Raw genomic sequence first — 25524 nt, forward strand, 5'->3', positions numbered from 1 at the left:
GGTTCAAATCCTGTCCCCGCAACCAAACACTCAAAAGCCCCCGCACGTGATAAACGGCGGGGGCTTTTGCTTGGACAAAAGAACAGTGCACCAACAAAAGACGCAGGAAGCGGTAGATGTTTGCCGCCGCTCATGTGGGGCAAGAGGTCAAGTCGCCTATTGTTGGCCTCGGCATTTCTGACCTTAAGGCCGCTCCAGAGCTTGTCGATACACCAACCTTCAATCCTGTATCGAGACAAGGCGTCACAATACTGGCGAGCGCCGTGTCATGAAGTAAGCTTCGGTCATAGCCCGCGACCCTCATCGATAGAGCGCCTGTTAACGGCCATAGACGAAGACAGAATTCCCGTTAGAGTGGAGTAGAACCGTACCGTAAGCGGTCAATCCTTCACGAGGGGAGTATCAGATCATGACGATGACACGCCGCGACTTGGCCAAGATGGGCCTCGGACTGGGCGCTGCCGCAGCTCTGGGCCGGAGCGCGTTCGCGCAGGCACCGGCTTTCTTTCGTATTGGTACCGGCGGAACGGCCGGTACGTACTATCCCATCGGCGGACTTATCGCGAACGCCGTGTCCAATCCGCCCCGGCTCGTCCTGACAGCGCAGGCCTCCAATGGATCCGTGGCCAATGTGAACTCCATCGTGTCGGGTGCGCTTGAATCCGGCTTCAGCCAGGCGGACGTGGCCTACTGGGCGTATACCGGGACGGGCCTTTTCGAAGGCAAAGGCAAGATGGAGGATCTGCGCCTCCTAGCCAACCTCTATCCTGAGAGCATTCACCTCGTCGCTGCGAAATCCGCCAACATCAAGTCGGTCGCCGATCTCAAAGGCAAGCGCGTGTCGCTCGACGAGCCGGGCTCCGGCACCCTGGTCGATGCCCGCATCATCCTCTCCGGCTGGGGGCTTCAGGAAGCCGACGTGAAGGCCGACTTCCTGAAGCCCAACCAGGCGGCCGAGCGTATGCGCGACGGTGGGCTCGATGCATTCTTCTTCGTCGGCGGCTATCCCACGAGCGCCATTACGGAGCTCGCCGCCACAGGCGGAGGCGTTGAGATCGTGCCGCTGTCCGGTGCCGAAGCTGATGCCATCAGGAAACAGTACAACTTCTTTGCAGCCGACGAGATCCCGGGCGGCACCTACAAGGATGTCGGCGCGGTGAAGACGCTCGCCGTCGGAGCTCAGTGGGTCACCTCGGCGAAAGTGCCGGAGGCTGTTGTCTACGACGTCGTGAAAGGCCTGTGGGGCGACAAGACCCGCGCGGCGCTGGATGCCGGTCACGCCAAGGGCAAGCTGATCCGCAAGGAAAGTGCGCTCGCCGGTGCCGGTATTCCAATCCATGCGGGAGCTGAGCGCTTCTACAAGGAAGCCGGTCTCCTCAAGAGCTGATCGACGCCAGCCTCAGATCCAGCCTCCCGCGTCAGCCGCCGCGGGAGGCGCTTTGTTTCTTCCCTGTGAGAATGCTATGACCGCCGCCGATTCCCATATCATCATCGAGAACCGCAGCCTCGAGGAGAAATTCGATCCCGAGATGCGCTTCCGGCCCTTGCCGACAGGGACCGCATGGCTGGTGGCAGGCCTGCTTCTAACTCTTTCGCTTTTCCACTACTACACAGCGGGCTTCGGATTGCTGCGGGAAGCGACGCACCGCGGCATCCACATGGCCTTCGTGCTCGGCCTGATCTTCCTCGTATTCTCGGCCTCCAAAAAGGATTACGAACAGATTGCTCCGTCGAGCTGGTGGCGGCCTGGCAGCATCTCGCTGATCGATTGGGCGCTCGCCATCGCGGCGGCCGTCGTCAGCCTTTACGTTCCGTGGATCTTCAACGAGCTGGCTTTCCGGGTCGGTAATCCCTCGACCACCGATGTGGTCATGGGCACGATCCTGATCGTTGTCCTGCTGGAGGCAACCCGGCGTTCGGTCGGCTGGCCGCTGCCGGTGATCTCGATTTTCGTGATGCTCTATGCCTATTTCGGCCCCTCTATGCCGGGCATTCTCCAGCATCCAGGCGCGTCGTGGTCCAATATCGTCAACCATCTCTATCTCACGAGCCAGGGCATCTATGGTATCGCCCTGGGAGTTGTTGCCACTTATGTCTTCCACTACGTGCTCTTCGGCGTGCTGGCGACGCGGGTAGGCCTTGGCAAACTCTTCATCGATCTCGCCACCGTTGTCGCGGGGCGCTATGCAGGCGGGCCCGCGAAGGTCTCGATCTTCGGCTCCGCTCTGTTCGGGATGATCTCCGGTTCGTCCATCGCCAACACGGTGACGGTCGGGTCGCTTACGATCCCGGCCATGATCCGCGTGGGCTACCAGCGCCACTTTGCGGCGGCCGTTGAGTCGGCCGCCTCGACCGGCGGCCAGATCACGCCACCCATCATGGGTGCGGCCGCCTTCCTCATGGTCGAGTTTCTCAACGTCTCGTATCAGACGGTGATCCTCGCAGCGATCGTGCCTGCGTGCATGCACTTCTTTGGCGTGTTCATGCAGGTCCATCTTGAGGCCAAGCGCGCTGGATTGAAGGGGCTGCCGGCGGAGGAACTGCCGAAGGCTGCCAAAGTCATCCGTGAGGGATGGCAGACGATCATGCCGCTCGCGGTTCTGCTGATCGTGCTGTTCTCCGGCTTCACGCCTTATCTGGCGGCTTTCTGGGGCATTACGGCCTGTCTGGTCGTCGGCGCATCGAGGGTGCCCGTCATCACCCTCGGCTTCCTTGCCGCCGTCATTGCGGGCATCGCCATGGGCGTGCTCACGCAAATTATCTTCCTGGGGCCGGTGCTCGCCTCCGTGCTGGCGCTGCTCATCTATACCTATCTCAAGAGTGAGGCCGGAAAGGCGGTGGTGTTCGACCTCATCGACGCTTTCGTAGTCGGCGCAAAATACGCCATCGGCGTGGGCGCGGCTGCGGCCACTGTCGGCATTATTGTCGGCATCGTCACGCTCACGGGCGTAGGCTTCAAGATCTCCTTCATTGTCACATCCTTTGCAGCCCAACTGGCGCAAGGCTTAATGGACCTTATTCCTGCGGGCGTTGCCGACCTGAACGCCATGACGCTGTTCTTCACTCTGCTGATGACGGCCGTCGTCTGCATCCTGCTGGGTTGCGGCGTGCCGACCACGGCAAACTACATCATCATGGTGACGGTCGCGGCGCCGGCCCTCGGTCTTCTCGGCGTTCAGCCGCTCGTGGCGCATTTCTTCGTGTTCTATTACGGCGTGCTCGCCGACATTACGCCTCCCGTGGCCTTGGCGGCCTATGCAGGCGCCAGCATGGCGGGCGCCGACCCGTTCAAAACCGGCAACACGGCCTTCCGCCTCGGTCTCGGAAAGGTGCTGGTGCCATTTGTCTTCGTCTACGGGCCGGCCATGCTCATCGTCACGCCCGAGTTCACTTGGCCCGGCTTCTTCTTCGTCACAGGAGGTGCCGTTGTCGGCATCATGTTCCTGTCGGCGGCCTTCGCCGGCTATGGGTTGACTGTCATGCGGGCGTGGGAGCGTTGGCTCATCGGCCTCGCGGCCCTGCCCATCATCGCTCCTGATCCGGAGACAACCCTGATCGGGCTTGCCATGGCAGCTCCGGTAGTCGTGTCCCAGGTTCTCAAGGCTCGGACTGCCATGGTGCCGAAGCCGGCCTGAAGGTGAGGGCGTTGCTGCATAGCCTCGCTCTTTGAGAACCTGAACCATTCGGCGGCGCTCCCGTTGTTCTTGGCTTGGTTCAAAGATGACAGGAGGGCCGCATGGTCGATTACCGGAAGCTGTTGGATGCATTCATCGGAGCCATCGGGCGTCCCGATCAGCAGAATCCGGGCCAACCGGCTCAAGGAGGCATGCGGCAGCAGGTCGAAAGAAGCGTGACCCAGGTCACCGGCCAGTCGCCCGATCAGCTCCTGCAGAAGGCCAAGAATTTTGCCACCCAGCACCCTGGCCTGACCCAGACGGCTCTCATCGGCTTGGCGGGGCTCCTGTTCAGAGGGCGCAAGAAGAGCAAGCTCACCGGCAATCTTGTCAAGCTCGGTGGCCTCGCGGTGATCGGCGGGCTGGCCTACAAGGCCTATCAGGGCCAGCAGGCGGGCAAAGGCACCAGCGTTGGCGGGCAGAGCCTGACGGCTGCCCCAGCTATGGGTGAAACCCCAGCTGTTGCCTCCCAGGCTTCTGTACCTCAGTCGGACGAGGCGGTCGCGCAGTCGGCCCTCAGCGTGCCGGAAACCTCGCGCTTCCACCCTGTGTCTCAAACCGAGGACGACGCGCTTCTCTTCCTGCGCACAATGGTGGCGGCGGCTGCCGCCGACGGGCAGATCGACGAGGCCGAGCGGTCGCGAATCGTCAAGGGGCTGACCGAAGCGGGCATCGATCCGGATGCCACCCGCTGGCTGGACACCGAGATGGCGTCACCCGCCGATGTGGAGGAGCTTGCCGCCAACGTGAACGATCCGGAGAAGGCGGCTCAGGTCTATTCGGCGGCCCGCATCGCCATCGATCCTGACACGATCCAGGAGCGCGAGTTCCTGAACCAGCTGGCAGAGGCGCTCGATCTCGAACCGGCCGTGCGGTCCCAGATCGACGACACCGCCGGCGCGCTGACCTGAGGCGCTTCAGAGAGGGGAGGTTTTTCCCAGGGGCCTGATGGTCTGGTACTTCATGGTGCTCTGTGCACCGCCTCTTTCCTCGTAGCGCTTGGCCAGAATGAAGCCGAGCTCGGGCGAGTAGAGATCCGTGTGCTCGGACGTGGCCTTGCCGGCTGCGTTCAGAAAGCGGTTGCGCACGATCAGGACATTGTAGGAGCAGGTGCCGAGCTGCATCTGCTCCTGGCCCGTCACCGTCAGCTCGAGCGAGATCAGCTCTCCCACCTTGTCGGGCCGTGCCGGCGCATAGGTGAGGGCGCGGCGGGCTTTCGGCTCCAGGGGGAAGACATTGCGCAGGTCGGACACGGGGATGTTGATGCTGCGGGCCGTATCGTCGAAGCGGCTGATGGGGAAGAAGCCCCGGTAGTAGATCACGTTCTGCGTCTTCCCGCCGGGATACGAATTCACCACATGCACGAAGTGATCCGAGGAGGGCCGGACTTCGGCCTTCGTCCCCTGGCGCTCCAGGACAAAGCCGAGCTTCGCCGTCTGGGCATTGGGGCAGTCATCGGCATAAGCCGGAACGGGAAGAGCTGAAATGATCAGGAGAAGGGCAGGGCGAAGCATGGTCACATCGTGGAGCGAGAGAGGGAGCTTCGGCACGCAAAGCTTTCATTCTATGAAATATCATAACATGCTGGATTTCGCCAGGAAGGAACATGCGGCTTCTCAGGATGGCTTCGCCGGACGTTTTCTCGTCGAATGACGATGACTTTTGTCGAAGGGATGGTTGATCTCGGCTTCCGCTCCAGATCAAATACCCGTCAACTCGGTTACCGATGTCCAAAAAGGAAATGAAGAATGGCTGAGAGGCCTCACCGTCGCACTCCCGATCAGCTTCGCTCACGGCTCTGGTTCGACAATCCGGACAATCCGGGGATGACGGCACTTTACCTTGAGCGCTACCTGAACTTCGGCCTCACCGGCAAGGAGCTGCAAGGCAAGAAGCCGATCATCGGCATCGCGCAGACGGGATCCGATCTGTCGCCTTGCAACCGCCACCATCTGGAACTCGCCAAGCGCGTGCGCGACGGCATCACGGCGGCCGGCGGCGTGGCCTTCGAGTTTCCGTGCCATCCGATCCAGGAGACCGGCAAGCGTCCGACCGCCTGCCTCGACCGTAACCTCGCCTATCTCTCCCTCGTCGAGGTTCTTTACGGCTATCCGCTCGACGGCGTCGTGCTGCTCACCGGCTGCGACAAGACCATGCCGGCCTGCCTCATGGCGGCTGCCACCGTGAACATTCCGGCGATCTCGCTCAATGTCGGCCCAATGCTGAACGGCTGGCACCATGGCGAGCGCACCGGCTCCGGCACCATCGTATGGAAGGCGCGCGAGCGCCATGCGGCGGGCGATATCGATTACCAGCAGTTCATCGACATCGTGGGCTCGTCGGCCCCGTCCGTCGGCCATTGCAACACCATGGGCACGGCCTCGACGATGAATGCGCTTGCCGAGGCGCTCGGCATGGCGCTGCCGGGCTCGGCGGCCGTGCCTGCTCCTTATCGTGAACGCGGGCAGATGGCCTACGAGTCGGGCCGCCGCATCGTCGACATGGTGTGGGAGGATCTGAAGCCCTCCGACATCATGACCCGTGAGGCGTTCGAGAACGCCATCGTAGCCAATGCGGCCATCGGCGGCTCCACCAATGCGCCGGTCCACATCAACGCCATCGCCAAGCATATCGGCGTGCCGCTCGATTGCGACGATTGGGAGAAGATAGGCTTCGAGATCCCGTTGCTCGTCAACGTGCAGCCCGCGGGCGAATATCTCGGCGAAGAGTATTACCGCGCCGGCGGCCTGCCGGCCGTGATGGCCGAGCTTATCGGCGCCGGCAAGATCCACGAGGATGCGATCACCTGCACCGGCACGACCATCGGCGAGAACTGCCGCGGCAAGCACACCTGGGATCACGACGTCATCCGCTCCTACGACAATCCGCTTAAAGAAAAGGCGGGCTTCCTCAATCTCAAGGGCACGCTGTTCGATTCCGCCATCATGAAGACGAGCGTGATCAGCCCGGAATTCCAGGAGCGCTATCTCAACAATCCGGAAGATCCGAACGCCTTCGAGGGCCGTGTCATCGTGTTCGACGGGCCGGAGGATTATCATCACCGCATCGATGATCCGGCGCTCAACATCGACGAGCACACGATTCTCATCATGCGTGGCGCCGGTCCCATCGGCTATCCGGGTGCGGCCGAAGTGGTGAACATGCAGCCGCCAGGTTCGCTGATCAAACGCGGCGTTCTCTCGCTGCCCTGCATCGGCGATGGCCGTCAGTCCGGCACGTCCGGCACACCGTCGATCCTCAACGCGTCGCCGGAGGCTGCCGCCGGCGGTGGGCTGGCGATGCTGCAGTCGGGCGACCGTGTCCGCATCGATCTCAACAAGCGCACGGCCGACATTCTCCTGTCACCTGAGGAACTGGAGAAGCGCCGGGCCGATCTCGAGTCCAGAGGCGGCTATGCCTATCCGGCGAGCCAGACGCCGTGGCAGGAGATCCAGCGCTCCATGGTGGATCAGCTCTCCGAGGGCATGACCCTGAAGCCTGCTGTGAAGTACCAGAAGGTCGCGCAGACCTTTGGCGTGCCGCGCGACAATCACTAGAGCATCGTGCGGAAAAGTGGTTCCGGTTTTCGCTGGCGCGGCCCCCTGGGTCCGGTCACACGATGCTCTCACTCAAGAGGTAAGCATCGGACCCAAAAGTGCAAATCCACTTTTGGGTCCGATGCTTTAAGCAACGACGGGAGCAAGGGTTCTCATGAACAGGCTTCAAGGAAAGACCGCTCTCGTCACGGCGGCAGGGCAGGGAATCGGGCGCGCCATTGCGGAGGCTTTCCTCCGCGAGGGCGCGACGGTCTGGGCGACGGATCTCGATGTGGCGAAGCTGGAAGGTCTGGAGGGTGCCGAAAAGCGCAGGCTCGACGTGCTCTCGAATGCAGGTGTCGAGCAGCTCGTCACCGAGGCCGGATCCTTCGACGTCCTCGTCAATGCGGCGGGCTTCGTGCATCACGGCACCATCCTCGAATGCTCCGACAAGGACTGGGACTTCTCCTTCGACCTGAACGTGAGGTCCATGCACCGCACGATTAAAGCGGTGCTGCCGGGTATGCTGGAGAAGGGCCGCGGATCGATCGTCAATATCGCGTCCGGTGCCTCCTCGGTGCGCGGTATTCCCAACCGCTATGTCTACGGCACGACCAAGGCGGCGGTGATCGGCCTCACCAAGGCCGTGGCGGCCGATTTCATCAAGCGCGGTGTCCGGGCCAATGCGATCTGCCCCGGCACGATCCAGTCGCCGTCGCTCGACGAGCGGATCGCCGCTCAGGCCGAGAGTTCCGGCCAGAGCCTGGAAGCGGTGCGCCAGGCCTTCGTCGACCGGCAGCCCATGGGCCGGCTTGGCACGGCGGAAGAGGTGGCGGCGCTTGCCGTTTATCTCGCGTCGGATGAGGCGAGTTATACGACCGGGCACATTCACTTGGTCGATGGCGGGTTCGCGCTTTAAAGCGGCCAGGACTTCTTCGTCTAATTGGGAACGACACCCACCGCGTCATGGCCGCACTTGTTGCGGCCATCCACGTTTTAACGGAAGCAAAGGCGTGGATCCCCGGAACAAGTCCGGGGATGATGAAGAGGCGATGTCACGAGAGATATTAGGCTATCGCCCCTTGTAAGGCGTCTCCGGCACCGGCGTCAGCGGTCCCTTGCCCTCGACCCACGAGACGAGGTTGTCGGCCACGAGCTTGCCCATGGCGTTGCGGGTGTGGACCGAGGCGGAGGCGATGTGGGGCAGGAGCACCACGTGCTCCATGTCGATCAGCTCCTGCGGCACGCGCGGCTCATCCTCGTAGACATCGAGGCCTGCGCTGAGAATGGCCCCGGACCTGAGCGCCTCGATCAGCGCCTGCTCATCCACCACGGTGCCGCGCGCCACGTTGATCAGCACGCCGTTGGGGCCGAGGGCTTTCAGCACATCCGCATTGATGAGATGGCGCGTTGCGGCCCCACCCGGGGTGATGACGATCAGCACGTCGCAGGCCTCCGCGAGGCCGGTGACCGTGGAGTGATAGGCGTAAGCCACGTCGTCCTGTTGAGTGCGACCATGATAGGCGATGCTCACATCGAAGCCCGCAAGACGTCGTGCGATGGCCTTGCCGATGCGCCCGAGGCCGACGATGCCGACCTTCCGGTCGCGTAAAGTGGTCGAGAGAGGGAAGGAGGCTTTCAGCCATTGTCCCTCGCGCAGATAGCGGTCGGCCTGCGGGATCTTGCGCAGGGTCGCGAGCAGAAGGCCGAGGGTGAGATCGGCCACCTCGTCGTCGAGCACGCCGGGCGTGTTGGTGACGACGATGCCGCGCCGGGCTGCTTCGGCCGCATCCACGTTGTCGTAGCCGACGCCGAAGCTGGAGATGATCTCCACGTTCGGCAGCCGGTCGAGGAGCGAGGCCTCGAGGCGGCCGTAGAGAGTGCTGGTGGCGACACCGCGGATGTGCGGCCCGACCTCCTTGAGAAACGCCTCCTGATCCGTCTGCTCCCACAGGCGGTGCAGCGTGCAGGCTTTCTCCAGCGTCTCGATGACGATCGGCATCATCGGCGCGGTCATCAGGATGTCGGTGCGGCTCATGGCGTTTCCTGTTGTCGTCTGTGATCAGGGAATGGCGCAGCGTGCGGCGGCACCGCGGCGCATGGCCTCGTCGATAATCTTGGCCTGCTGCTGGAGCGCGGTCTTCACATCGGGGGCCAAGTCGAGCCAATGGCAACCGCGTAAGGCGGCCTCCAGCGCGTAGAGAGCGTTGATGTTGACCTGGCGGGGGAGCATGAACTTGAGGCGGCGATAGGCCTCGACGGCGCCGATGGAGCGAAGCTCGCCCTCGGTCCGGATGCCGGCCTCCCTCAGCCAGCCCTGCGTCACGGGTCCGATGCCGGGCAGGCTATCGACGGCGGCATCGCTCATGAAGACGTCTCCGGCTGATTTCGTTTCGCGCGTTCGCGGGAGAGCAAGTAGAGCCCCGATGCGATCACGATGCCAGCCCCGACGAAGGTCCAAGAATCGGGCCAGTCGCCGAACACGATGTAGCCCAGGGCGAGCATCCAGATGATCTGGCTGTAGATGAACGGCGCCAGGATCGCCGCCGGGGCCCGGGCGTGGGCGAGAACGAGCAACCAGTGTCCGAAGGCGCCGTAGAAGCCTGTGGTGGCCAGCAGAAACCAGACCAGGGGCGAGGAGGGCGTGGACCAGATCCACGGCAGAGCGGGTGTCACCAGGACGATGCCAGCGAAGCTTGAGTAGAGGGTTGTGGTCGCAATCGAATCGCTCGACGCGAGCATCCTGGTCACGATGTTGTAGAAGGCATAGGCGACAGACCCCGTAAGCGACAGCAGGGCTGCGGGATGCATGGTGCCGAGCCCTGGCCGCGTAATCACGAGGATGCCGATGAACCCGACCGCGATAGCGACCAGGCGCTGCCAGCCGATTCGCTCCCCCAGGAGGGGCGCTGCCAGCAGGGCCACCAGCAGGGGTGTGGCGAAGATGATCGACTGGGTCTCGACCAGCTGGAGGTATTTCAGGGCCAGGAAATTACAGAAGGTGGAGGCGAGAAGCAGGAAGGAGCGGAGGAGCTGGAGGGGGAGGCGGCGGGTCCTGAGTGCTCCCGGCTGGGTTCGCGGGTTGATGACCATGAAGGTGAGCAGGGCCGCCGACATGTAGCGGGCCCAGACCGTGACCATGGGGTCGACCGATTGGTTCACCCATTTGGCCGTGGCATCGAGACAGGAGAAGCAGAACAGCGCCGCGCACATGAGGCCGATGCCGATCATGCGGTTCTGGCGCTGTGAGATCGGGGTGGTTTGAGGCGTGGAGACGGTATCGGCCATCGGGCGATGCTAGCCGCAGCTTCATCCCGATGCGAATACCCGCAGCGCACGCCCCTCGTGCGCCGCAGGCAGGGGTGGTGTCTGTACCGTCAGGCCGTTGCGGCGAGTTCCGGCTCTGCGGCTTCCAACCCGTCGACCTCGTCGTCAGCCTCGAAGCCGGTCTGATCGGCACCTGTTAGGCCGGCAAGGTTCTTGGCGGCCCTGCGCAGGAGCTTGCGCAGGCGCTTGCGGTCCTTGTTGTCGAAGCCCTGGAGCAGCTCGCCCTCGACCTCATCCCAGAGGGCGTCGATGGCGGCCGCCCTTCGCTTGCCTTCCTTGGTGAGCTTCACGCGCACGACCCGGGCATCGCCGGGCTCCGTGTGGCGCTCCACCAGCTTGAGGGCGGACAGCCGTGAGACGGTCTTGGATGCAGTCGGCGGGCGCACCCGCAGGATTGTGGCCAACTCGCCCATGGTCATGGGACCGGACGTGCCCAGCGCCTGGAGTACCTGCTCCTGGCCGGCGAAAAGGCCGAGTTCGGAGAGCTTGTCACCCGTGCGGCTTCGGTGCAGGCGGGAGGCTTGAACCAGAGCCCATCCGACGCTCTTGGTGCTCGGATGCTTGTTGTCGGTATCCATGGTTCCTCGCTGCTCAAAGCGTTGCCTTGAGTACCATGGACACGTCTCATGACGGTACGATGACAAGCCGGGACATTATTAACAGGCTAAGGAAGTAGCCCCTCATTTCTCCTGCGTGAGAGCGCTTTCATGCCAGCGGCGGAGCAGAAGATGGCTGACGGCTGCGAGCAGGAGATAAAGAGCGATGCCGGTCAGGGCCAGGAGAACCAGGGCCGCAAAGAGCCGGGGGATGTTGAGGCGGTACTGGCTCTCGATGATGCGATAGGCCAGCCCCGAGCCTGCGCCGGCCGATCCCGCCGCCATCTCGGCCACCACGGCGCCGATGAGCGAGAGCCCGCCGGCGATCCGCAGGCCCGCCAGGAAGGCCGGCAGGGCGGCCGGACGGCGCAGATACCACAGGGCCTTGAGCCTTGAGCAGAGACGCGCAAGAGGCTTGCGGGATGCGGGGGCGCCGTAGAGCGCGAACAGCTCCATCAGGTTGCGGTCGACCGATTGAAGCCCGAGCATCGTGTTCGAGAGAACCGGAAAGAACGCGACGAGCCAGGCGCAGGTCAGAACCGCCACATCCTGAGGCATGTAGATCAGGAGCAAGGGCGCGATGGCGATTACCGGCGTGACCTGCAGCACGACGGCAAAGGGATAGAGCGAGTATTCGACGATCCGCGACAGGCTTAAGATCACGGCAATAAGGATCCCGCCGAGCACGGCCAGAGCGAGGCCGAGAAGCGTTGTTTTCAGTGTCGTCAGGAGAGAAGCCTGCAGGAGCGGCCAGTCGGCCACCATGGTCGTGCCGATCAGGCTCGGAGCCGGCAGAATATAGGGCGGAATGCCGTGCAGGCGCACGATGGCTTCCCAAAAGCCGATCATCGCTGCGAAGACCAGAAGGGGCAGGGCAAGCTTCAAGGGATTGGAGGATGCTGCCGTCACGCGCTCTCCTCCGCATTCTGCTCGAGCAGGATCTGCGAGATCTCTCCGCACAGGGCCGCATAGCGGGGGCTGGTGCGGAAATCTTTCGCGCGTGGCCCTGGCGCGTCGCCGGCAACCTCCGCCATGATGCGGCCGGGGCGCGGTGACATGATGGCGATGCGGCTCGACAGATAGGCGCTCTCATAGACGGAATGCGTCACGAACACGATCGTGCAACGCAGATCATTCTGCAGCTTGAGAAGATCGTCGTTCAGTTTGAATCGCGTGATCTCGTCGAGCGCGGCGAAGGGCTCGTCCATGAGCAGCAGCTGCGGCTTGAGGGAGAGCGCGCGCGCAATCGACACGCGCATCTTCATGCCGCCCGAAAGTTCGCGCGGATAGGCCTTCGCAAAATCTTTCAAGCCGACGAGAGAGAGGCTTTGAGTGATGCGCTCCTGCGCATCCCGCCGCGACAGGCCGCGCAAGCGCAGCGGCAGCCAGACATTATCCGCCACATTCGCCCAAGGCATCAAGGTTGGCTCCTGAAACACGAAGCCGATCTCGCTGCGGTGATCCTCATGGGCCGAGCCCGGCCACGTCACGTGCCCTACTGTCGGCTCGGCCAATTCGGCGATGAGGCGCAGCACCGTCGATTTCCCGCAGCCGGAGGGGCCGAGGAGAGACACGAAATCGCCCGCGCGAATGGCGAGATCGAAGCCGGAGAGCGCCGTCACGCCGTTCGTGAAGACCTTGCCGATATCATGCAGGGAAACGAGCGTGGATGCGGGCGCGTTCATGGGATGCAGCAGCGCTGGATGAGCCGGCGCCGCACTCCTCTACTTTCTCAGATTCAAGCCAACGCCCTTGTTCACGAACTGGAGCGTATAGGCTTTCCGGTAGTCGAGATCCGGCTTGAAGAGACCGGCCTTCACCATCTTGTCGAAGAAGTCCTTCATGCGCGCATCCGTCATGGCGCCGATGCCGAGCGTTTGCGTGTCACCGGAATCGACGATGCCGTATTCCTTCATCTTGGCGTGGGAATAAGCCAGCAGCTCGTCGCTCATCTCCGGGTTGTCGCGCTTGATGAGTTCCTTGGCCTTTGTGTTGTCACCGTTGAGATAATTGTACCAGCCCATGGTCGAGGCATCCACGAAGCGCTGCACGAGATCGGGGTTTTTCTCCACCACCTCGCGGCGCGTCTCGACCGTGGTGGAATAGGTGCTGAAACCATAATCCGCGAGCAGGAACACATTGGGCTTGAAGCCCGCGACTTTCTCGATGGTGAGCGGCTCGGAGGTGACATAGCCCTGCTGCACGGCTCGCTTGTTGGCGATGAAGGGAGCAGGGTTGAAGCCGAAGGGCTTCACCTGCTCGTCTCTGAATCCATGCTCGGCCTTCATCCACTGGAAGAAGGTGGCGGCCGCATCCTTGGACAACAGGATTTCGTTCGATGTTTTCAGATTTGCGAAGGTGTCGAGCCCCTGGCCGGGATGGCTCATGAGCACCTGCGGCTCCTTCTGGAAATGGGCCGCCACCACGATGGTGGGAATGTCCTTCTCCACCGCCGAGAAGGCCTGGATCATGCTGCCGCCCATGTAGAAGTCGAGCTTGCCGACGGTCATGAGCATGCGGTTGCTGGCGCGCGGGCCGCCCGGCACGATGGTGACCTTCAGGCCGTATTTCTCGTAAGTGCCGTCGGCGACGGCCTGGTAGTAGCCGCCGTGCTCACCTTGGGCGAGCCAATTGGTGCCGAAGGTCACGTCCGTCAGCGGCTGCGCAAGGGCGTTTCCTGTGCCCCAGGCGAGACCGGCTGCCAGCGTCCCTGCCACCAAAGCCTTCAGCGTCATGCGCATTCACTCCGTCGCTCCGGCTCCGTGCCAGCCGCGTCCGCTTCTGCGCGGTTCAGTGGAGCTTGGCAAGGTCCGCAGCGTCAGGAGGGATCCCTTAGGCGGATCATTCCACGAACCAGGGGTAAGTCCAGGTCTCCGTCAGGGCTCGGTTGCCGGCGCGCAGGAAGGCGCGCAGGTCCGTGGACTGGCCCGGCTCCAGCCGTACGTCGATGGCGGCGCGGAATCCGTCGATATGCGGATTGGGCATGATGAAGGTGTTGGTGATCTGGCCCGTGGAGGTGGAGGGAACCAGCTGCACCTGCTCGGGGGCGTTGAAGTAATAGGACAGGTCGCCTCCGGCAAAATCGACGATGAAGCGGCGGTGCCGGGGATCGCTTGGCGCGTTCGAGCCGCTGGCGCGGGGAGGCGTCTGGAAGGTGTTCACCGCCTTCCCGCCCGGGTGCATGCCGCTGATCGCGGCCGCGGCCCGCAGGCGATAGGAGATGACGACTTCCTGTCCCGGCTCGTAAGGCCGGTTCGGCTGCCAATAGGCGACGATGTTGTCCTGGGTCTCGTCCGCCGTCGGGATCTCGACCAGCTCGACCCAGCCTTCGCCCCACTGGCCGATGGGTTCGACCCAGTAGCCGGGCCGCTGGTGGTAGTGCGCTTCCAGATCCTGGTAGTGCTCGAACACCCGGTCGCGCTGCATGAGGCCGAAACCGCGCGGATTGTTGTCGCTGAAGGACGAGATGGTCTTCTTGGCCGGGTTGCGGATGGGGCGCCAGATCCATTCGCCGGCGCCCGACTGCATGAGCAGGCCATCCGAATCGTGCAGCTCCATGCGGAAATCGTCGGTGGTCTTCCGGTCGTTCTCGCCCCCGAAATACATGGAGGTGAGGGGGGCAAGGCCAACATTGTTGAGGGGCTGGCGCGGGAACAGCGTGGCCGTGACGTCGACGGTCGTTTCCCTGGACGGATAGATATCGAACCGGTAGGCGCCTGCGACCGACGGGCTGTCGAGCAGGGCAAAGATCACCGCGCGGTCGTCGTTCGGCTTCGGCATCTCGATCCAGAATTCTCGGAAATGCGGGAACTCTTCCGCCTGGCCGCCTTCTACATTGATCGCAAGCCCCCGGGCCGAGAGGCCGTATTTCTGGCCGGCTCCGAGGAAGCGGAAGTAGCTCGCGCCCAGGAAGGCGATGAGCTCGTCCATCACCTTCGGGTCGTTGAGCGGGTAGTGCAGCCGGAAACCGGCAAAGCCGAGGTTGACGGGGAGCGGCCGCTCGATCTTGTTGCGGCCATAATCGAACAGCTCCCGCTGGTAGGGCACCGGCGTCGGCACACCGTCGCGGATGATGTTCACCGTCACCGGGCGCGGATACAGGAAGCCAAGATGGAAAAGCTGCATCCGGAACGGCCCGTTGCCCGAGGCGAGCAGGGCCTTGTCCGGTCGGAAGCGGATGTCGCGGTAATCGTCGAAGCTGAGCCGGTTCAGGGGCTCCGGCAGCTGGGAGGGCGGAGTCTCGAAGGGAACCGTTGACAGCTCGCGGGCCCGGCGCACCACATCCTCGTAGCGAAACGGATTGGGCTGCGGCACCCCGTTCTGCTGCGCCCAACCCTGGCTTGAAGCGGACAGCGCGGTGGCTGCGAGCAGGCTTTGCAGGAGAGTGCGGCGGGACAGGTTCATCATGGCGCTGAAGCGGTTCTCGTCTTAGGGAAAAAGGCTGGGCTCTGGAGCCTGGAATATGGGGCCGGAGCTTCCATCCGTGTAGCTCGGCCGCTTAATGGAAGCTGAATGGTGATGCGGGCAAGACACAGGTCTCAGTACGGTTAAAAAAATTCTCCGGGAGGGCTCAAAAACTCTTGTGGTCCGGGTCGAATATGCTTATCTCCCGCTTGCCCAATTTCGCACGTGCCTGTGGTCGTGTGTCGGTTGGTGGGCATCCGGACAAGAGGCCGGACAGCCGCCCGAGAGCGCTCTAGCTCTCGATACCCCTAACCGGCAGCCGGAGGCGAAAACCGGCGCACCTCGTTCTCAACGGGGGACGCGACTTAAAGCAACGACGAACGGGCTTTTTTGGTCTCGTTGGCCCTCCAAAGGTCAACACCGAAGAGGCTTGTTTATCATTGCCAGGCGTGCGGATGGAGTATCCCCATCCAATCCAAGGCAGCATCTCCGGGTGAAGAGCCCATCGCGCTCCTCGTGTCTCCATCGCACGAAGCGGGATGCCATCTTCCCTCGCTGACGCCGGACGGCAGGAATCCCTGATCGTCTGAATTTCAATCTGGAGGCTCCACAAGACCTCCATTGAACCTTTGGTGGGGAGAGCGCCATGACTCAGCGCATCCGTGAATTTCTGCGCAACCGACGTGAGGACGGCCCGTGCGTGGTCGTCGACCTGGACGTCGTGCGTGACAACTACTCCAAGTTTGCCCGTGCGCTCCCCGACACGCGTGTGTTCTACGCCGTGAAGGCGAACCCGGATCCGCAAGTGCTCAAGCTCCTGGCCGAGCTCGGCTCGTGCTTCGACACGGCATCCGTGGTCGAGATCCAGCTCGCACTGGATGCCGGCGCCACGCCCGACCGCATCTCGTTCGGTAACACGATCAAGAAGGAGCGCGACATCGTTCGTGCGCTCGAGCTTGGCGTGCGCCTCTACGCGGTCGACTGCGAGGTCGAGGTCGAGAAGATCGCCCGCGCTGCGGCAACGGTCGGCATTGAGGCTTCCGACGTGAAGGTGTTCTGCCGCATTCTGTGCGACGGCGCCGGCGCCGAGTGGCCGCTCTCCCGCAAGTTCGGCTGCGTGCCCGAGATGGCCGTGGACGTGCTGGAGCATGCCTATCGTCAGGGCCTCGAGGCCTACGGCGTGTCGTTCCACGTGGGCTCGCAGCAGCGCAATACGGAAGCCTGGGATCAGGCTCTCGGTTCCGCATCTGCGATCTTCCGTGAATGCGCCGATCGCGGCATCCACCTGTCGATGGTCAACCTCGGCGGCGGCTTCCCGACGAAGTACCTGAAGACAGTCCCGATGGTCGAAGCCTATGGCGAGTCGATCTTCCGGGCGCTGTCGAAGCACTTCGGCAACCGCATTCCGGAGACGATCATCGAGCCGGGCCGCGGCATGGTCGGCAATGCCGGCATCATCGAGGCCGAGGTCGTTCTCGTCTCGAAGAAGAGCCAGGACGAAGACGAGGTGCGCTGGGTCTATCTCGACATCGGCAAGTTCGGCGGTCTCGCCGAGACGATGGACGAGTCGATCCGCTACCCGATCCGCACGGAGCACGATCACGACCGCAAGGTGCCGTGCGTGCTCGCAGGACCTACCTGCGATTCGGCCGACGTTCTCTACGAGAAGGAGCCTTACCCGCTCCCCATCTCGCTGGAAATCGGCGACAAGGTGCTGATCGAAGGCACGGGCGCCTACACGACCACCTACTCGGCGGTCGCGTTCAATGGCTTCCCGCCGCTCAAGTCCTACGTGATCTAACTCACGTCCCGCCTGCCTCGCGAAACGAGGCAGGCATCAACCCCACCAGAGTTGTCCCGGACGGCCGACTTGAGTTCAGGTCGGTGCGAGGGCTGTCGCTCACCCCACGTGTTTTGGGAGGCCACGGCCATGATCACAATTCGCGAAGAAACCTTCCGCGATGTCGAGCCGCGCGAGGCGCTGCTCGATGCCTGCTTCGGACCTGCCCGGTTCCAGAAGACCTGCGAACGCCTGCGCGAGGGCAGGATGCCGGCCGACGGTTTGTCCCTGGTCATCGACCGCGACAGTGAGGTCATCGGCACGGTGCGCTTGTGGCACGTCTCTGCCGGCCCGAACCGCTCCGGCCTCATGCTTGGCCCTATCGCCATCGATCCGTCTGTCCAGAGCCTCGGCCTTGGCGGAAAGCTCATGCGCGAGGCGCTCGAACGTGCTGATCAGCTCGGACACAAAGCGGTGCTGCTGGTGGGCGATGCGCCCTATTACGAGCGCTTCGGCTTCTCCACTGAGAAGACCGATTCGCTTTGGCTGCCGGGTCCTTACGAGCGCAACCGCTTCCTCGCGCTGGAGCTTGAGGAAGGCTCTCTCGACGGTGCACGCGGGCTTGTTTCCGCGACCGGCGCTTTCGAGCAGAAGCCCGATCTCGGCGCTCTCGTGGCCGCTGCCGCGCAGGTTGCCTCAAGCCGCATGCGCTTGGCCTACTGACTCTACCCTTCCGAGGGCCGCAGCCGTTCGGCCCTCGGATTGGGCAGCACGAAGGTGATGGTCGCAGCCGCCAGCATGTAGACGACAAATCCCAGGCAGATCGCCTCCAGGCTGATTCCGGCATCGAACAGCAACCCGATGGCGCCAGGAGTCGCGGCCGATGCTACCACCATGATCGCACCCGCAAGCGCGCGGATCTTGCCCAGATGCGTGGTGCCGAACAGCTCCGCCAGCACGGCTGCAATCACCACATTGGTGCAGCCCGAGGTCAGGCCGATCAGCCCGAAGAACACGAGCGGCAGGAACGGCGCGTCGAACAGGGCAAGGGTGAGGGACGCCGCCGTCATGCCGGCGAGATAAAAGTGGCTGAGCCGCACCGCCCCGAATCGGTCGACGAAACTGCCCGCCGACATGGCAACGACGAGGGAGACCAAGGCGAAGAGCGTGATGCTGCTCGCCAGAAGTTCCAGTGACCATCCCTTCACATCCGCGATGAAACGCTGATGGAAGAAATACGCCGTCATGATCGCCGGATAGCCGATCATGGTCGGAATGAGTGCGAGAAAGCGCCAGTCGCGCAAGACGTCGATCCAGCGCGGTCCTGCTTCGCTTGAAACCTTTTTGCGCGCGGATTCATGAAGATTCGGGTCTTTGCGCCTGATGAAAAATCCGAGGAGCCAGCCGAGGCCGAGAGACACGACGATGGCAAGGGCAGCTGTGCGCCAGGTGCCGGTCCAGCCGATGGCCGTGATCAGCGCGATGGCAAGGGCCGGAAAGATTGCTTCGCCCGCTGGGAAGCCAAGAGCCGCCACACCCAAGGCTCTGCCGCGGACGCCTTCATCGAGGCGGGCGGTGCTCATCACGCCTGCATGGCTCAGCATGCCCTGGCCGAAGAGACGCAGGGCGAACAGGCTCAGGCCCAGCACGATCACGTTGGGGGCGAGCGACAGGCTGAGCGCCGCGGCCGCCAAGCCAAGCATGGCCGTGGTGGCGTAAAGGCGGATGTCGACCCGATCGATGACGCTGCCGACCCAGATCATCAGCAGGCCTGAGGAGAGAGTCGCGAGGGAGTAGATGGAGCCGAATGCGCCGTGGGTCAGGCCGAAGGCATCGCGGATATCTGGACCCGAAAGGGAGATAAAGAAGGTCTGGCCGAAAGAGGACAGGAAAGTCAGGGCGAAGCCAAGTCCGATCACACGCCCATGGCGCATGAGGAGATCGTGGAATTTCATCGGTCGCAGTCAGCCTGAAGATGCCAAGGCTAGCCATCATGAAGCCTTGTTGCACGATGTCGAGGGGCAAAGCCGCATGGCAGGGATGATGTCCGTCACGCTGCCTTCGTGGCCCTCGGGCATTGACCCCGGGGGCTCCTCAATCCTAGATGCGGCCAAATCCGCCATCCGGCGTTACCCTTTTTCCATCTCTGCTTTCGTGAAGGAGACAGACCTGATGACCACTTGGCCCGTTCACGGTCGCATCAGCGGCCCCATCGTCATGATCGGCTTCGGCTCGATCGGCCAGGGCACCCTGCCGCTCATCGAACGCCACTTCGAGTATGACAAGAGCCGCTTCGTGGTCATCGATCCGCAAGAGAAGCACAAGGAACTCCTCGACGAGCGCGGCATCCGCTTCATCCAGCAGGCTGTGACCAAGGACAATTACCGCGAGCTGCTCACGCCGCTGCTGACGGCAGGCGGTGGTCAGGGCTTTTGCGTCAACCTCTCGGTGGATACGGGCTCCGTGGACATTATGGAGCTGTGCCGCTCACTCAACTGCTTCTACATCGACACGGTCAACGAGCCCTGGCCCGGCTTCTATTTCGACAAGAGCAAGGGCCCGGAATCGCGCACGAACTTCGCGCTTCGCGAGATCACCATGGAGGCACGTCACCGCAATCCCGGCGGCACCACGGCGGTGTCGTGCTGCGGCGCCAACCCCGGCATGGTGTCCTGGTTCGTCAAGCAGGCGCTCGTCAACGTCGCGGGCGATCTCGGGATCGCCTATGACGAACCCAAGAGCCGCGAGGATTGGGCGCGCCTGGCGCAGCAGGTGAACGTGAAGGGCATCCACATCGCCGAGCGCGACACGCAGCGCGCCAAGTCCGAGAAGCCCATGGACGTGTTCGTGAATACCTGGTCGGTGGACGGCTTCGTGTCGGAAGGCCTGCAGCCGGCCGAGCTCGGCTGGGGCACGCATGAGCAATGGATGCCGGAGAATGCCGGCACGCTCGGGTCCGATGCGCAGGCGATCTACCTGCTCCAGCCCGGCGCCAATACCCGCGTGCGCACCTGGTGCCCGACGCCCGGTTCGCAATACGGCTTCCTGGTCACGCACAACGAGTCGATCTCGATCTCTGACTATTACACCGTGCGCGAGAACGGGAAGGCCGCGTATCGCCCGACCGTTCACTATGCCTACCATCCCTGCAATGAGGCTGTGCTCTCGATGCACGAGATGTTCGGCAGCGCCGGTAAATTCCAGGAGAAGCAGCACATCCTCGACGAGAACGAGATCGTGGACGGAATCGACGAACTCGGCGTGCTGCTCTATGGCCACGGCAAGAACGCCTATTGGTACGGCTCGCAGCTCTCCATCGAAGAAACGCGTCGCGTCGCGCCCTACCAGAATGCCACTGGCCTGCAGGTGACCTCCGCCGTGCTTGCCGGCATGGTCTGGGCGCTGGAGAACCCGAATGCCGGCATCGTGGAGGCCGACGAGATGGATTTCCGCCGCTGCCTTGAGGTGCAGATGCCCTATCTTGGCCCGGTGAAGGGTTATTATACCGATTGGACCCCGCTCACCGACCGTCCCGGCTTCTTCCCGGAGGACATCGATTTGTCCGATCCGTGGCAGTTCCGGAACGTTCTGGTGCGGTAACGATCAACATCCTGGCCGGCCTTGAGCCGGCCGGGATCGATACAGAGCACGCCTGCATGCCCCATTTCGACGAATTCTATGCGAGCAAGCTCCGCGGTGGGCTTGGCGCCACAGATGCTGAGACAGTGCTCGATCTGCGCGGCGCCTCGCGGGAGAAGGCGGCCGCCTCGATCCAGGACATGCTGGAGCGCAGCCGCTTCGCTCAGGCCAAATCGATCGCCATCCGGCTCGACCCTCCGCCGGAGGGCGGGGGCGAGACGCTGTTCCAGCCCGTCGGCAAGGCGCTGCTCGAGGCCAAGAAGCGCGGTTGGATCGACCGGCTGCAGACCCTGCCGGCGCAAGACGGTCTTGGCTTCTATGTGGTTCTGGCCGGAAAGCCGGAGCGTGAGACCTGAACCGATTTATGCTGCCGGTGACGGCGCCGGAAAAGGCTGCGCAGGAAGCCTGAGAGCAGAAGCAGGCCGCCCCAAACGGCAATGAAGCCGGCGGCGGCCGAGAGAAGGCCCTCCTCGGTGACCGGCACGGCCGGCTCGAAGTCGCGGGAGACGGCTTCCAGGATATCCGTGTCGCCGTCGCGAACCAGCAGGGCGATGCGGGAAAAGGAGCCGGCCTCCATCATGGCCGTCCGGTGGGCCTCAAGCCGACCCAAGCGCTCCGCATTGGCCTGCATGGCCGCGCCTTGGCGGCTGACGAAATCGTCCGTGTTGGACCGCAGGCGCGCGATGGCGCTCTCCCGCGTCTCGCCGCTGACTTGAGCGTCCCTCTCGAATCGGGTGATCACCTGCCGCAACTCGTCGACCGCGCCGCCCAGGCGCTGACGGTATTGCTGAGCGAATTCAGGCCCTTGCGAGGCGGTAACGCCGCCAAGGAGCCCGAGACCGAAAGCGATGATGCGGGCGACCCGGGACAAGCTTGTCCTCCTCAACCGTCAAGAGCCGCGAGGATATCCTGTTCCGCGACTTCGTCGAGGGTCTTGGGAACCTTGAGCGCCCGTGTCTTCCGGCCCGGCTCCATCACCAGGATGACTGTCTCGATGCCGGGGCAGCCGGGGTCGTTGCAGGCGATCTCGTTGACCGCGAAGGCCGTATCCGGCGAGGCCTGAAGGGCCGAGCGGGCGAGTTCCTTCACGCGGTCGACCGCCTGCCTGTCGGGTTTGGGCAGACCGAAGGTCCCCCGCATGAAGGCGCCGAAGAGTGCCACCGGCGATCTCATGTGGGCAGGGTCAGGATGCCGGCCTGGCCGTCCTCGCACCCGAAGGCGAGGCGCCGGCCGGCCTTGTCCCAGGCCATGGCCGTGATGCCGCTGCCCTTGACGGCGGGGCGCACCAGAAGCTCGGAGGCATCGTTGAGGCGGATCAGCAGGATGCAGCCGTCCTCGTAGCCGACCGCCAGCACATAGGTGTTCGGATGGAAGGCCACCCGGCTGACCTTGGCGTGCCTGACGCCGCATTCCCGCGGCGCCTTGCCCATGGGGCCTTCCTTCGATTCGAAGGGCCAGATGATGGCGGCTTCCGCGCCGGAGGTGGCAAACCACTTGCCGTCCCCGGACCAGGAGAAGGAGCGCGTCTTCGACGGGTAGCCACTCATGCGCATGTGGCCTTTGTCCGGGATGAGCCGCCAGCCGTGGAGCGCGTTCTCCTGCATGGAGGTCACCACGAAGCGGGCATCCGGCGACCAGGTCACGTCGATATGCGAGCCCTTCCATTCGAGTCCCTCGGGCTTCGCCTCCACGTTGGGAAACCACAGGGTCGCGCCATTGTAATGGGAGATCGCCAGCCGGTAACCCTTGGGCGCGAAGGCAAGGCCTCGAGCGCTGGAGGGCACCTCGAGGACCTTCTCGCGTCCCTTGTCGTCGCGGGCAATGACCTTCCTGCCGGCCGCATAGGCGAAGGCGCCGCCCGCATTGACGGCAAGCGCGTCGATCCAGGCGCCCTTGGCTTCGGCCAGGGTCTTGGTGGAGCCGTCTGCCCCCGTGACGGCTACGCGGCCGTCGTCGCCGCCGGTGACGAAGCGCGCGCCGTCGCAGGCCCCGGCCAGAACGCCCGCATCCGGATGAGCCTCGACGCGATGAGTCTCGCCATCCTTCGCAAGCACGATGCCGCCGTCCCCAAGGCCGAGGGCGGCCGTGCCCTTCAGCCAGCCGATGGCCGTCACATGCGCGCCCGCATTCAAGGGCGTCACGTTCTGGGTGAGAGATGGAGCGGTTCCTGCAGTCATTGAGCAATTCCTTGAGATGGCTGCCCATAGCACAAATCAGCAAAACGGGAGCAACATCGTCTTGAGGCCTGGATCCGGTCCGGCGGATGTCCGGACGGACTAAGACCTTTGCGCCTTAGACCCCATGGGACGCCAGACCCATGATGCGCGTTCTCGAATCATGAGCGACATAATGCGGATCTTGCCTCTGATCACCCTCAGCCTTGCGATCGCCATGCCCGTGGGCCTTGCCGCCCAGGAGCAGCGCGGCGCTACATCGACGAGGGAGGTTCTGAAGGCCGCCTGCGAGAGGGATGCCCGCCTGATCTACAGGACCGGCGGCAAGACGCTCCCTGAGGTCCGCGAGCAGATGATCGCTGCCCGCAGAACCTATGTCAGGGACTGCCTGGCGAAAGGGAATGCGGCTGCCAGTTGATCCGCAAACGCTTTCCAAACCTTCCCGCTTTTCTCACGCCGCGCAGGCGAGAAAACCTTCGCGGATCGCCTTCTCGTTCAGGTCGCGGCCGATGAACACGACCTTGGAGGTGTGCTTCTCGCCCGGCTTCCACTCGCCCTGCACGTCACCGTCCAGGATCATGTGAACGCCCTGGAACACGAAGCGCTTCGGCTCGTCAGGGAAGGCCACGATGCCCTTGCAGCGCAGGATGTTCGGCCCCTCGACCTGGGTCAGGTTCGAGATCCACGGCATGAACTTCTCCGGATCGACCTCGCCATCGTGGTGCACGGCGACGGACTGCATCTCCTCGTCGTGATGGTGGTGATGGCCTTCCTCCAGGAAGTTCGGCTCGATCTCGATGATGCGGTCGAGATCGAAGGCCTTGCGGTCGAGCACTTCGGAGATCGGGATGGCGCAGTTCTGTGTCCGATGGACCTTGGCATAAGGGTTGATGGCGCGGATGCGGGCTTCGACCTCCTCCAGTTCCTGCGCGGACACGAGATCGATCTTGTTGAGGATGATCACATCCGCAAAGGCGATCTGGTTCTTGGCCTCGGGCGCATCCTTGAGCCGGTCGGACAGCCACTTGGCGTCGGCCACCGTCACCACCGCATCGAGGCGGGCGGTGTCGGACACGTCCTGGTCCATGAAGAAGGTCTGGGCCACGGGGGCCGGATCGGCGAGGCCCGTGGTCTCGACGATGATCGCGTCGAACTTTCCTTTTCGCTTCATCAGCCCATCAAGGATGCGGATCAGGTCGCCGCGCACGGTGCAGCAGATGCACCCGTTGTTCATCTCGAACACTTCCTCGTCGGCGCCGACGACGAGCTCGTTGTCGATGCCGATCTCGCCGAACTCGTTGACGATCACGGCGTATTTCTTGCCGTGCTGCTCGGTGAGGATGCGGTTGAGGAGGGTCGTCTTGCCAGCGCCGAGATAGCCTGTGAGGACGGTGACGGGGATCTTGTCGGTCATCGGATTAGGTCCGCAACGTTCATCTCCCACGAGCGGGGAGGGTGGATGGTCAGCTCGAAAGGGCCGCGCTGAAAGCCCTTATATTGTGTCGCATCATATCAATGTAAGTGCCGGCGGGGCCGTTCGCCTCCGAGAGCGCATCGGAGTAGACCCTGTCGCCGATCTTGGCACCGGTTTCCTTGGCGATCCGCTCCATCAGGCGGGCGTCGGAGACGTTCTCCACGAAGACGGCAGCGATCTTGTCGCGTCTGATCTGCTGGATGATGCGGGCCACGTCCTTGGCCGAGGCCTCCGATTCGGTGGAGACGCCCTGGGGCGATACGAAGTCGATGCCGTAGGCCGCCTCGAAGTAGCGGAAGGCATCGTGGGAGGTGATGATCCGGCGACGCTCAGTGGGAATGCCTGCAACGAGGCTTTTCACCTCTGCCTCCAGCGCGTCAAGCTGCTTGAGATAGGCGCTCGCATTGGCCTCGTAGGCGCCCTTGCCCGCCGCATCGGCGGCAATCAGCGCATCGCGGACATTCGCCACATAGGTCTTCGCATTGCCGATGCTCTGCCAGGCATGCGGATCGGAGCTGCCGTGATCGTGGTGTCCATGCCCGTGGCCCTCCTCCTCACCCTTCAGCGGCTTCACGCCCTTGGCGGCCTCGACCCTGGCAGCCTTGGTGCCGGAGGACTTGATAAGGCGGTCGATCCAGCCTTCGAATTTCAGGCCGTTCGTAAAGACGATCTTCGCTTCCGTCAGGCGGCGCCCATCCGCAGGCGTGGGCGAATAGACATGCGCATCGCCGTTGGGGCCGACGAGGGTCACCAGCTCGATGCGCTCGCCGCCCACGTTGCGGACCATGTCGCCAAGAATCGAGAAGCTGGCGACGACCTTCAGCTTCTCGGCATTCTGCGCCGCTGCCGGCCCTGCAGACGCAGCAAGAGTGAGGCATCCTGCCAGCAGGGACACGGCAGATCTTCTCGTCAGCATGGGT

At 63.4% G+C, this 25524-nt stretch carries 25 protein-coding genes; 10 read left to right on the forward strand and 15 right to left on the reverse strand.

Translation table 11 applies throughout. From position 1 onward, the window contains the following. Positions 1-409 precede the first annotated feature (409 nt). The 3 genes from VB618_RS14660 (at position 410) to VB618_RS14670 (ending at position 4585) form a co-directional block, all read left to right on the forward strand. Entirely contained in the window at positions 410-1387 is a 978-nt protein-coding gene (locus VB618_RS14660) for a TAXI family TRAP transporter solute-binding subunit (RefSeq protein WP_329797452.1), read from the forward strand. Between the two features lie 76 nt (positions 1388-1463). Further along, positions 1464-3635 (forward strand): TRAP transporter permease, encoded by a 2172-nt coding sequence (locus tag VB618_RS14665; protein ID WP_329797453.1) that lies wholly within the window; start codon positions 1464-1466, stop codon positions 3633-3635. A 101-nt stretch (positions 3636-3736) separates the two neighbouring features. Then, complete coding sequence (locus VB618_RS14670; protein ID WP_329797454.1) at positions 3737-4585, forward strand: tellurite resistance TerB family protein; 849 nt, start codon at positions 3737-3739, stop codon at positions 4583-4585. Positions 4586-4591: 6 nt separating this feature from the next. On the opposite strand, the gene VB618_RS14675 is transcribed toward VB618_RS14670, so the two are convergent. Next, entirely contained in the window at positions 4592-5224 is a 633-nt protein-coding gene (locus VB618_RS14675; protein ID WP_329797455.1) for a hypothetical protein, read from the reverse strand. A gap of 198 nt (positions 5225-5422) precedes the next feature. Here VB618_RS14675 and VB618_RS14680 point away from each other — a divergent pair, with 198 nt between their 5' ends. After that, positions 5423-7231 carry an IlvD/Edd family dehydratase gene (locus VB618_RS14680; protein ID WP_329797456.1) on the forward strand — a complete coding sequence of 603 codons (1809 nt, stop codon included), beginning with the start codon at positions 5423-5425 and terminating at the stop codon, positions 7229-7231. A gap of 154 nt (positions 7232-7385) precedes the next feature. Beyond that, positions 7386-8129 (forward strand): SDR family oxidoreductase, encoded by a 744-nt coding sequence (locus VB618_RS14685; protein ID WP_329797457.1) that lies wholly within the window; start codon positions 7386-7388, stop codon positions 8127-8129. 153 nt (positions 8130-8282) lie between these two features. Here VB618_RS14685 and VB618_RS14690 read toward each other — a convergent pair whose 3' ends face one another. The 8 genes from VB618_RS14690 to VB618_RS14725 all read right to left on the reverse strand — a co-directional run bounded on the left by VB618_RS14690 (position 8283) and on the right by VB618_RS14725 (position 15540). Then, on the reverse strand, positions 8283-9248 hold the full coding sequence (locus VB618_RS14690; protein WP_329797458.1) for a 2-hydroxyacid dehydrogenase: 966 nt from the start codon (positions 9246-9248) through the stop codon (positions 8283-8285). A 24-nt stretch (positions 9249-9272) separates the two neighbouring features. Beyond that, positions 9273-9578 (reverse strand): TfoX/Sxy family protein, encoded by a 306-nt coding sequence (locus VB618_RS14695; protein ID WP_329797459.1) that lies wholly within the window; start codon positions 9576-9578, stop codon positions 9273-9275. Continuing rightward, on the reverse strand, positions 9575-10498 hold the full coding sequence (locus tag VB618_RS14700; protein WP_329797460.1) for a DMT family transporter: 924 nt from the start codon (positions 10496-10498) through the stop codon (positions 9575-9577). Before VB618_RS14700 ends, VB618_RS14695 begins: the two co-directional genes overlap by 4 nt. Positions 10499-10587: 89 nt before the next feature. Further along, entirely contained in the window at positions 10588-11115 is a 528-nt protein-coding gene (locus tag VB618_RS14705) for a MarR family winged helix-turn-helix transcriptional regulator (protein ID WP_329797461.1), read from the reverse strand. Between the two features lie 102 nt (positions 11116-11217). Further along, entirely contained in the window at positions 11218-12042 is an 825-nt protein-coding gene (locus VB618_RS14710; RefSeq protein WP_442931790.1) for an ABC transporter permease, read from the reverse strand. Next, on the reverse strand, positions 12039-12818 hold the full coding sequence (locus VB618_RS14715) for an ABC transporter ATP-binding protein (protein ID WP_329797462.1): 780 nt from the start codon (positions 12816-12818) through the stop codon (positions 12039-12041). Before VB618_RS14715 ends, VB618_RS14710 begins: the two co-directional genes overlap by 4 nt. A 39-nt stretch (positions 12819-12857) precedes the next feature. Further along, complete coding sequence (locus VB618_RS14720) at positions 12858-13868, reverse strand: ABC transporter substrate-binding protein (protein ID WP_329797463.1); 1011 nt, start codon at positions 13866-13868, stop codon at positions 12858-12860. Positions 13869-13974: 106 nt separating this feature from the next. Beyond that, positions 13975-15540: a glucan biosynthesis protein gene (locus VB618_RS14725; RefSeq protein ID WP_329797464.1), complete on the reverse strand. Its 1566-nt coding sequence runs from the start codon at positions 15538-15540 to the stop codon at positions 13975-13977. 643 nt (positions 15541-16183) lie between these two features. Here VB618_RS14725 and VB618_RS14730 point away from each other — a divergent pair. Then, a complete protein-coding gene (locus VB618_RS14730; RefSeq protein WP_329797465.1) occupies positions 16184-17338 on the forward strand; it encodes a type III PLP-dependent enzyme in 1155 nt (384 codons plus the stop codon). A gap of 129 nt (positions 17339-17467) precedes the next feature. Further along, entirely contained in the window at positions 17468-18040 is a 573-nt protein-coding gene (locus VB618_RS14735; RefSeq protein ID WP_329797466.1) for a GNAT family N-acetyltransferase, read from the forward strand. 2 nt (positions 18041-18042) lie between these two features. Here VB618_RS14735 and VB618_RS14740 read toward each other — a convergent pair whose 3' ends face one another. Continuing rightward, entirely contained in the window at positions 18043-19272 is a 1230-nt protein-coding gene (locus VB618_RS14740; RefSeq protein ID WP_329797467.1) for an MFS transporter, read from the reverse strand. Between the two features lie 217 nt (positions 19273-19489). On the opposite strand from VB618_RS14740, the gene VB618_RS14745 reads away from it, so the two are divergent. Continuing rightward, positions 19490-20917 carry a homospermidine synthase gene (locus VB618_RS14745; RefSeq protein ID WP_329797468.1) on the forward strand — a complete coding sequence of 476 codons (1428 nt, stop codon included), beginning with the start codon at positions 19490-19492 and terminating at the stop codon, positions 20915-20917. Positions 20918-20973: 56 nt separating this feature from the next. Continuing rightward, positions 20974-21312 (forward strand): hypothetical protein, encoded by a 339-nt coding sequence (locus VB618_RS14750; RefSeq protein ID WP_329797655.1) that lies wholly within the window; start codon positions 20974-20976, stop codon positions 21310-21312. Here VB618_RS14750 and VB618_RS14755 read toward each other — a convergent pair. Genes VB618_RS14755 through VB618_RS14765 form a run of 3 tightly spaced genes read right to left on the reverse strand, consistent with a single transcriptional unit; the run spans position 21273 to position 23133 of the window. Further along, positions 21273-21827 (reverse strand): DUF2937 family protein, encoded by a 555-nt coding sequence (locus VB618_RS14755; RefSeq protein ID WP_329797469.1) that lies wholly within the window; start codon positions 21825-21827, stop codon positions 21273-21275. The genes VB618_RS14750 and VB618_RS14755 overlap by 40 nt on opposite strands. An 11-nt stretch (positions 21828-21838) precedes the next feature. Continuing rightward, the gene (locus tag VB618_RS14760) at positions 21839-22117 is read right to left on the reverse strand and encodes a hypothetical protein (protein ID WP_329797470.1); all 279 of its coding nucleotides are present in this window, start codon (positions 22115-22117) and stop codon (positions 21839-21841) included. 8 nt (positions 22118-22125) lie between these two features. Then, on the reverse strand, positions 22126-23133 hold the full coding sequence (locus tag VB618_RS14765) for a WD40 repeat domain-containing protein (RefSeq protein WP_329797471.1): 1008 nt from the start codon (positions 23131-23133) through the stop codon (positions 22126-22128). A gap of 172 nt (positions 23134-23305) precedes the next feature. On the opposite strand from VB618_RS14765, the gene VB618_RS14770 reads away from it, so the two are divergent. Beyond that, positions 23306-23548 carry a hypothetical protein gene (locus tag VB618_RS14770; RefSeq protein WP_329797472.1) on the forward strand — a complete coding sequence of 81 codons (243 nt, stop codon included), beginning with the start codon at positions 23306-23308 and terminating at the stop codon, positions 23546-23548. 33 nt (positions 23549-23581) lie between these two features. On the opposite strand, the gene VB618_RS14775 is transcribed toward VB618_RS14770, so the two are convergent. Both VB618_RS14775 and VB618_RS14780 read right to left on the reverse strand, forming a co-directional pair. Further along, complete coding sequence (locus VB618_RS14775; RefSeq protein WP_329797474.1) at positions 23582-24544, reverse strand: CobW family GTP-binding protein; 963 nt, start codon at positions 24542-24544, stop codon at positions 23582-23584. A gap of 49 nt (positions 24545-24593) precedes the next feature. After that, positions 24594-25520 (reverse strand): metal ABC transporter substrate-binding protein, encoded by a 927-nt coding sequence (locus VB618_RS14780; RefSeq protein WP_329797475.1) that lies wholly within the window; start codon positions 25518-25520, stop codon positions 24594-24596. Positions 25521-25524: the final 4 nt, after the last annotated feature.

This window comes from Microvirga sp. CF3062, from assembly GCF_036314045.1.
Classification (GTDB): Bacteria; Pseudomonadota; Alphaproteobacteria; order Rhizobiales; family Beijerinckiaceae; genus Microvirga.